Here is a 4,019-nt window from a genome sequence, read left to right as displayed (position 1 = left end):
CGGAGCGCGGGGCGCGGGCGGCGCGGGGCGCGGGGGGCACGGGGGCGCGGCGAGTCGCGCGGCGGCGCGGGTCAGGTGCCGCAGGCGAGGCGCGACTGGATGTCGCGCATGGCGTCGAGCTCGCTGGACTGGCCGGTGACGATGGCGCCGGCGACCTCCTTCACGCGTGCGTCGTCGCCCAGCTCGATGATGGCTTCCGCCATGGGGATCGCGCCCTGATGGTGGCGGATCATGAGGTCGAGGAAGAGGCAGTCGGCCGGCCGGCCCTCGAGCGTGCGCAGCTGATCCAGCTGCGCGTCGGTGGCCATGCCCATCTCGTCGAGCAACTGCTGCTCGGTGAGCGCGGCGGTGTCGCCGTGGCTGTGCTCGCCCGACTTCTCCATCCACGTCATGAGCGGCTGGCTCGAGGCCTGGGGCAGACCCCACTCCACCAGCCACCCGAACATCTCGCCGCGCTGACCGGCCTGCGCCGTGGCGATGTCGTACGAGAGCGTGCGCAGCTCGTCGTCGGAGGTCTTGCGGTAGATCTCCATCGCCATGAGCACGGCCTGCGTGTGATGCACCTGCATGTCGCGGGCGAAGCCCGCCTCGGCGGAGGTGTCGGAGGGGTGCGCGGGCGCCGCCGTCGCGCCGAACGCGGTGAAGCGTCCGATCGCGAAGGCGACGCCGATCACCGCGACCGCGACGAGGGCGACGACGGCCCACCGGGCCGCGGGACGCGCGACCGGGGCGTCGTCGCTCACGTCAGGCCTTGCCGGGGCCGTCGACGGCGCCCGAGCACGCGGCGTTGGGCTCGGGGGCGTTCTGGCTGCGCCAGAACTCGGTGAAGAACTCCGCGATGCGGGGGTCGCTAGGGTCGTCGACCTTGAGCTGGTGGTTCCACGCGCTGACCGCGACGGGGGTGTCGAGGCCGGGGTAGGGCGAGAGCAGCGCGTAGCTCGAGGGCATGACGGCCTTGAGGGCGTCGAGGCCGGCTTCGTCGACCCGCTCGGGGTCGTAGGTGATCCAGATCGCCCCGTGCTCGAGCGAGTGCACGGCGTTCTCGTTCTGCTGGGGCTCGGTGTAGACGCCGCAGTTCAGCCAGACGGGGTTGTGCGGACCGCCGGCCGGGGGCGTCTGGTCGTAGGTCACGGCGCCCTGCACGTGGTCGGAGCGGTTCTCGAACGTCTGCACGCCCTCGATCTCGCGTCCGGTGCTGTTGCCGGCCTGGTAGCTCGTGGGGGGAGCGGGGGCGAAGGCGAAGGATGCCACGACGAGGCCGATCACCGCGAGAGCCGCCGTCGAACCGACGACCCACCAGACGAGCTTGCCGCGCTTACGTCGGGCGACCTGCTTCTGGTACGCCGCGAGCTTCTCCTGGCGCTTCTGCTCGCGCTGCTGCTTCACGGTGAGGTCGATCTGGGCCTGCGTGGCGGGGTTTCCGCTCGCTCGCTTATCGGAGGGGGAGCTCATGCGCTGTGTTCTGTCTCTCTTCGGGGCGGGACACATCGGCATCCGCCGACGTGTCCAGACTATTCGGGTGAATGGGCCGTTGGCCTGGGAGGAACCCGCGAGCGGGGATGGTGGCACGCGGGTGAGTCACGGTAGTATGACGATGTCGAATCGATTCGAGGTTCGACGATCCCCCCTTTTTCTCAGCCCGGCCGGTGTCGGGCTGTCCGTGTTGCGAAACGAAACCAGACGCGTGCTCGATACTGCCTCCCACCCCATCATCCCGACCCCGTCCCGGTCGGTGCCCACGAACACCGGCGCCATCCGTGCCCTCGGCAAGAACCCCGCGACCGCCCCGATCGTGCTGCATCCGGGCGACTCCATCCCCGCGTCGCGTCGTGTGCTCTACATCATCGTGCTGGGCGCGTTGACGGCCCTCGGCCCGTTCACGATCGACCTCTATCTGCCGGCGTTCCCCGTGCTCGAGGCCGATTTCCAGACCACCGCCGCCGCGATCCAGCTCACCCTGACCGGCACGATGGTCGGCTTCGCCCTGGGGCAGCTCATCGTCGGCCCGCTCAGCGACAAGGTGGGACGCCGCATCCCGCTGCTCTCGGTCACCGCGCTGCACGTGGCGGCGAGCATCTTCGCCGCCCTCGCCCCGACGCTGGGGACCCTCTCGATCGCCCGCGTGCTCATGGGGGCCGGGGCGGCCGCCGGTGGCGTGGTCGCCGCGGCGATCATCCGCGACCTGTTCGGCGGTCGCCGCCTGGTCGTCATGCTCTCGCGCATGGCGATGGTGTCGGGTGTCGCTCCCGTGCTCGCGCCCCTGGCCGGGTCGGCACTGCTGCTGGTGATGAACTGGCGCGGCATCTTCGTGGTGCTGGCCGTCTACGGCGCGGTCATGCTGGTGTCGGCGATCCTGTTCGTCCCCGAGACCCTGCCGGCGGCCCGTCGCGGCGGCCCCGGGGCGACCACCGTCTGGCAGCGGTACGCGAGCGTGTTCCGCGACCGCGTGTTCATCGGCGTGCTCATCATCGGCGCCATGACATTCAGCGGACTGTTCTCGTACCTGTCGGCATCCTCGTTCCTGTTCCAGGTGACCTACGGTTTCAACGCGCAGCTGTACGGCGTGCTCTTCGCCGCCAACTCGGTCGGCGTCGTGGTGGGCGTGCAGGTGGCCTCGCGGCTGGCGGCACGCTTCGGTCCGCAGTGGGTGCTCGCCTTCTCGACCACGGTGCTCGTGCTGGCCGGGGGCGCGATCGTCGTGACCGACCAGCTGGGGCTGGGGCTGTGGGGCACGATCGTGCCGCTGTTCTTCTTCATGACCGCGTGCGGCTTCACGTTCCCCTGCGCCCAGGTGCTCGCCCTCGACCGGCACGGCAAGGCCGCCGGCACGGCGCAGTCGATCATCGGCGCGGCCAACTTCGGTGTGGCCGGGATCATCTCGCCGCTCGTGGGCCTGCTCGCGACCGGGTCGGGCATCACCGCCACGACCATGGCATCCGTGATGGTGGGTTGCGCCGTCGTCGGCGTGATCTCGCTGTGGGTGCTCGTGCGCCCGCGCACGGTCGAGCGCCTCGCGCCCTGAGCCGATCCCGCCCACCCGTGCGTCGCGGTCGCACACAGTAGCAGAGCGGCCGCGGCGAGGGCGGGTGGGGCCGGTCGGTTCCGCCGGGGGCACGGACACGGCATCATGAGGCGATGGATGCCACCGCGATAGACGACGTACTCGACACGCGACCTCAGCGTTTCCGGGCCGTCGTCGGCGTCGTCCTGATCGCCCTGGCCTGCGGCCTGGGGGCGTGGGTGTTCTTCCGGGGGCCGAGCCCGTTCGCGGTGGACGTGTGGTGGAACCAGCTGTTCGTCGCCGCTCCCTCGGAGCCGCTCTACGTGTTCGCGCTGGCGATGGACACCGTCGGCGGCCATGTCACCGCCGTGCTGATCGTTCCGCTCCTCGGCGCCCTGGCGCTGTTCCTGTCTCGTCGACAATGGTCGGCCCTGTACTTCTTGACCGCGTCGGTGGGCAGCGCCCTGCTCGTGCAGGTGCTCAAGCACACGTTCGGGCGCGCGCGGCCCGAGGACATCCTGATCCTCAGCGATTACGGTTCATTCCCCTCGGGGCATGCGGCCAACGCCGCGACGATCGCCGTCGTGGCCGCCGTGCTCTTCCCCCGCGCATGGGTGCGCATCGTCGGGATCGTCTGGGTGGTGCTGATGGCCTTCAGCCGCACCTATCTCCACGCCCACTGGCTGTCGGACACCGTGGGCGGAGCGCTGGTGGGGGCAGGGGCCGCCCTGGTGCTGGCTGCGGTGTTCTCGCGGCTGCGGGCGCGGGACGAGGACCGGCTCACCATCCGCCGTGCCCGTCAGGAGACGCTGAGAGGCGCGGATGCCGGGGAAGCGGCCTCGTCGTAGGCTGACGCGCATGAGCGAGCCCGGCCACGCGCCCTCCGATCCGTCTCCGGCCGAGACGGAGATCGCGCGCCTGCGGGCCGAGGCGGAGGCCGCCGAGGCGGAGCTGCGCCTGGCCCGGGCCCGCGCGGACCTCGCTGCGGCCGAGGCGGCCGCCGCGGCGGCCCGTGCCC

General features: G+C 71.3%; 4 protein-coding genes. 2 read left to right on the top strand and 2 right to left on the bottom strand.

Going from position 1 to position 4,019, the window contains the following annotated elements; translation table 11 throughout:
* Window positions 1–71 precede the first annotated feature (71 nt).
* Both ACK4LS_RS14590 and ACK4LS_RS14585 read right to left on the bottom strand, forming a co-directional pair.
* The gene (locus ACK4LS_RS14590) at window positions 72–743 is read right to left on the bottom strand and encodes a DUF305 domain-containing protein (RefSeq protein ID WP_409718798.1); all 672 of its coding nucleotides are present in this window, start codon (window positions 741–743) and stop codon (window positions 72–74) included.
* Between the two features lies 1 nt (window position 744).
* Complete coding sequence (locus ACK4LS_RS14585; RefSeq protein ID WP_409718794.1) at window positions 745–1,452, bottom strand: DUF3105 domain-containing protein; 708 nt, start codon at window positions 1,450–1,452, stop codon at window positions 745–747.
* Window positions 1,453–1,684: 232 nt separating this feature from the next.
* Here ACK4LS_RS14585 and ACK4LS_RS14580 point away from each other — a divergent pair, with 232 nt between their 5' ends.
* The gene (locus ACK4LS_RS14580) at window positions 1,685–3,022 is read left to right on the top strand and encodes a multidrug effflux MFS transporter (protein WP_409718792.1); all 1,338 of its coding nucleotides are present in this window, start codon (window positions 1,685–1,687) and stop codon (window positions 3,020–3,022) included.
* Window positions 3,023–3,135: 113 nt separating this feature from the next.
* Window positions 3,136–3,849, top strand: coding sequence for a phosphatase PAP2 family protein (locus tag ACK4LS_RS14575; RefSeq protein ID WP_409718789.1), 714 nt, complete (start codon window positions 3,136–3,138; stop codon window positions 3,847–3,849).
* Window positions 3,850–4,019: the final 170 nt, after the last annotated feature.

The sequence above is a fragment of the Microbacterium sp. genome, assembly GCF_046295495.1.
In the GTDB taxonomy this organism is placed as follows: domain Bacteria; phylum Actinomycetota; class Actinomycetes; order Actinomycetales; family Microbacteriaceae; genus Microbacterium.
Note: the sequence above shows the minus strand (reverse complement) of the source record. Positions and strands in the feature narration are given on the sequence as shown.